General features: G+C 54.6%; 4 protein-coding genes. 2 read left to right on the top strand and 2 right to left on the bottom strand.

Annotated features, from left to right (window positions below):
• Positions 1-430: amidohydrolase family protein (locus R3196_RS10850; RefSeq protein ID WP_318936782.1), on the top strand; the 430-nt coding region annotated here is incomplete at its 5' end.
• Between the two features lie 55 nt (positions 431-485).
• Positions 486-1,427: a LysR family transcriptional regulator gene (locus R3196_RS10845; protein WP_318936781.1), complete on the top strand. Its 942-nt coding sequence runs from the start codon at positions 486-488 to the stop codon at positions 1,425-1,427.
• On the opposite strand, the gene R3196_RS10840 is transcribed toward R3196_RS10845, so the two are convergent.
• Complete coding sequence (locus R3196_RS10840) at positions 1,424-2,641, bottom strand: ABC transporter permease (RefSeq protein ID WP_318936780.1); 1,218 nt, start codon at positions 2,639-2,641, stop codon at positions 1,424-1,426. The genes R3196_RS10845 and R3196_RS10840 overlap by 4 nt on opposite strands.
• A 22-nt stretch (positions 2,642-2,663) precedes the next feature.
• A partial coding sequence (locus R3196_RS10835) for an FtsX-like permease family protein (protein ID WP_318936779.1) occupies positions 2,664-3,500 on the bottom strand: 837 nt, incomplete at its 5' end.

Raw genomic sequence — 3,500 nt, 5'->3', positions numbered from 1 at the left:
TGCCCTGGTGGCTTCCGTACGCCGGGAGAAAGCGCCCCATGACCACTACAACCACTTTAACAACGCCGATGTGGCGAAAAAGCTACTTGATGAAGGCGTTACAGTGGTTGCCGGTGCGCATGGACAGCGCGAAGGCCTGGCCCAGCATTGGGAGATCTGGATGATGGCACAGGGCGGCATGACGCCGCTGGAAGCATTGGCAACATCAACCATCAACCCAGCCCGTGAATTCGGTATGGATCACCAGCTTGGCTCGCTGAAAGCCGGTAAGTTAGCCGATATTATCGTCATTGACGGTGACCCGCTGGCTGATATCCGGGTTACTGATCGCGTTACCCATACCATGGTCAATGGTCGTTTGTTTGATGCAACGACTATGGACCAGCTGGTTCCGGTAGCGGCACCACGGAAGCCATTTTTCTGGGAATAAAAGCCCTGCCGAAGTATAATCCCGCTATATTCGTATAGCGGGATTTATTTTTTCTATGAATAATGTGAAAGATATCGACCTGAACCTTCTGGTTTATCTTGATGTGCTGCTGCGTGAGCGCAACGTCACCAAAGCCGCGGCCCAGCTTAATATTACCCAGCCCGCTATGAGTAACGGCCTGAAACGTCTGCGGACGCTGCTCAATGATCCTATTCTGGTGCGTACCAGTGAAGGCATGTTGCCAACAGCGGCCGCTCTGCGGATGCAGGAACCGGTGCGACAAATCCTGTATTCAGTAGAAGAAATGGTTCAGCCCGCCCGCGAATTTGATCCGGCCACCAGTGACCGGGTATTCCGCATTATGGCGTCGGACTACGCTGCATCCACCCTGATGCCGCAGTTGCTTGCCTCGTTAAAGCAACAAGCACCGGCGGTGACCCTGGATATAATGACGCCCAGCGATATCAGCTTTCATGATGTGGAGAACGGTAAAGTGGACCTGGCCATAAACCGCTTTGAAAAACTGCCGCAGTCGTTTCATCAGAAAGAGCTCTGGAAAGATGATTTTTCATGTCTGATGCGCAGTGACCATCAGCTACTGAACGATTACAGCCTGGAAAATTACCTCAAAGCCGAACATGTCTGGGTTAGTAAGACCGGCTTCGGGGTAGGGGTGGGCATGGATCCCCACGATGTACAGAAGCTTGGCTGGGTGGACGGAGCCTTAGCCCGCCTTGGGCATAAACGCGAAATACGGGTGTTTACCCGAAACTACCATGTGGCTATGCATCTGGCCCGCCAGGGGTTGATCGCCACAGTGCCGAGCCGTGCGGCCCGGCTGTATGGTGATGATCCTGAGTTCGTGGTGAAGCCGCCGCCGTTTGCCATCCCGGCCCTTGACCTGGCGATGATCTGGACGCCGCTGCTGCACCACGATACCGGCCATCGCTGGTTCCGTCAGTTAATAACGGACACAGCGACGCGGCCGGTTATTTAGGTTGTTCTGGTAGCCAGCGCCGGTGAAATACCGGCTGCCCGCCGGGCCGGACCGAATACCGCCAGTTGCCCCAGCAGCCAGAGAATAACCATGGCAATGGGCAAATAGTGCCAGCCGATACGCGGCAGGTTAAAGGCATCAACCAGCCAGATATTCAGCGCGATGCTGGAGCCCAGGCCCAGCAATAGGCCTAAGCTGGTCACCATAAAGTTTTCCATCATAAAGTAGCCCATGATATCGCCGCGGCTGGCGCCAAGCGCGCGGCGCGTGCCGATTTGTTTGCGCCGGCGGTTAACATTGAAAGTAACCATGCCGACAATGCCAAGCGCGGTAATTAGCGTTAATAACACCACAGTAATCCACAGAATGGTCTGCAACGCCTGATGGCCACGGTAACTGTCTTCGCGGGTTTCAGTCATAGTGCGGACATTACGAATTAAGCGGCCGGCATCCTGTTTCAGTAGCAGTTCTTCAGCTTCTTTCATAACCCGGTCGCGCTGACCGGGCTCAGTGCGGATAAAATAACGGGAGGATCCAAACAGGGTGCGCTGGGGTACCAGCATTACCCGCTCTACGCCACTCCAGCCATTCCACGGCGCTTGCAACTGATCAATAATGCCGACAATGGTCAGTGGTTCATCGCCACTGATATAGCCGGTTTTACCCACCACCTGAGCCGGCTCCAGGTCAGGGAAAAGCGCCTTCGCTGCAGCAGCGGTAATAATGGCGTTCTGAGGCCATTCCACCGCATTGGGCTCGCGGTAAGTAATCTCCGATGTCGAAAAGTTATTACCGGCGATCAGTTCTACGTCCAGCGCCTCGATACCATTCTCATCGACAAAGTAAATCGCCACTCCGGTATTGAGGCCATCCTGGCCGGGTGCGGTGCGCAAGCCCATGGACCAGCCGCCGCCACTTAACGGGATCGCATTGATCTGGGTGGCGTTAATTACCCCGGGTAGTTGGCGCAGCAAACGCAAGTCCTGCTCAACAACAAGCTGCTCATTAAAATCATCACGATAGCCGCTGCTGGTCAGGTAAAACTGATTGGCTTCGTCGAGCCCCGATGGTCGCGCCATCAGCGAACTGCGGTTCTCAATCATGTGGATGGCATTAACGATAATAGTCATCGTCAGTGCAATCTGCAGTGCCAACAGGAAGGCGCCAACCTTATTACGCATTAACGCCCGGAAAATAGGTCCTATCTGGTTCATTTTTACATCCTCTTCGCGAGCGTTATTGGGTTTTCAGCTGGCCGGCAGGCGGTATGCTACAGGCGCGCCAGGTCGGATACAGACCGGCAAGAATAGTACTGATAATTGCCAGGCCAATCGCCAGTGCGACCATGTTCGGATCCAGATGGGTCAGGCCGTCGGTCGGGCCTCCATAGAGCCCGTTAATACCCTTCAGGCCCAACCAGGCGAGCAGCAAGCCCAGCACGCCACCCGCTGCGCCGATCAGGCCGGCTTCAATGAGATGCTGAGCGAACAGGGTGCGGCGGCTGGCACCGACTGCGCGGCGCAGGGCGATTTCACCGGTACGGCCGATAAACTTCGCCAGTAGCAATGCCACCGTGTTCAGCAGGCAGACGATCAGGAACATCAGTGCCATATACATCATCATCCGTGCGTCTTCCGCCACCACTTCCTGATTCTCCAGCCAGTCCATGACGTTGCTAAGACGGTTATTGGTCTCGCGGGGAAAGCGCCCCAGTTTTTTTTGCTCGGCCACATAGTTATCAAGAAATGCCAGATACTCATGTTGATCATCGGGATCTTCAAACTCGACCCAAAACTGTGAGTTCACACACTCAGACTGCAGGAATGCCTGAAAGGTATCCTCTGATACGGGCTTCCAGCAGTTATTGTTACCTGTGCTTGGCAGCTCCAGGCTTTCTTTAAGCGAGTAGGGAACATACAAATCTTCCGGCAAATTAAACGCACCGGTACTCAGGTCAAAGAATTTTGGCCGGGGATGCCAGTCATCAAGCACCCCGACGACCTGATAGGAACGCCCGTCCATGACCAGATTTTCGCCCACAGAGTTAACACCGCCGAATACTTCATCATTGGT

Source organism: Pseudidiomarina sp. (assembly GCF_033722695.1).
In the GTDB taxonomy this organism is placed as follows: Bacteria; Pseudomonadota; Gammaproteobacteria; order Enterobacterales; family Alteromonadaceae; genus Pseudidiomarina.
The sequence above is the reverse complement of the archived record's forward strand: the minus strand, read 5'-3'. Positions and strand labels throughout refer to the sequence as shown.

Coding starts and splice junctions, on each gene's coding strand:
- R3196_RS10845 (WP_318936781.1), top strand. CDS start 486: ATGAATAATGTGAAAGATATCGACCTGAACCTTCTGGTTTATCTTGAT.
- R3196_RS10840 (WP_318936780.1), bottom strand. CDS start 2,641: ATGAACCAGATAGGACCTATTTTCCGGGCGTTAATGCGTAATAAGGTT.